The organism is Bacillus sp. SIMBA_031 (genome assembly GCF_046535225.1).
GTDB lineage: Bacteria > Bacillota > Bacilli > Bacillales > Bacillaceae > Bacillus > Bacillus velezensis.
In genome coordinates, this window is the sequence record NZ_JAWRXC010000125.1 from 1 (window position 1) to 292 (window position 292).

Genomic DNA, 292 nt, shown 5'->3' on the forward strand with positions numbered 1-292 from the left:
GGTGAGCCATGAAGGACTCGAACCTTCGACCCTCTGATTAAAAGTCAGATGCTCTACCAACTGAGCTAATGGCTCTTATTACAAGAGACTTATATAGTATAACATATAAAGGTGGTGCCGGCAAGAGGACTTGAACCCCCAACCTACTGATTACAAGTCAGTTGCTCTACCAATTGAGCTACACCGGCTTAATACGCCAACTTATGTATGATAGGAATGGTGGAGGATGACGGGCTCGAACCGCCGACCCTCTGCTTGTAAGGCAGATGCTCTCCCAGCTGAGCTAATCCTC

General features: G+C 47.6%; 2 tRNA genes. Both read right to left on the reverse strand.

The features are described 5' to 3' along the window. Nucleotides 1-2: 2 nt before the first annotated feature. Nucleotides 3-75: transfer RNA gene (locus tag SB724_RS19770), tRNA-Lys, on the reverse strand. A gap of 37 nt (nucleotides 76-112) precedes the next feature. Beyond that, a tRNA-Thr gene (locus SB724_RS19775) sits at nucleotides 113-188 on the reverse strand. Between the last annotated feature and the right edge of the window lie 104 nt (nucleotides 189-292).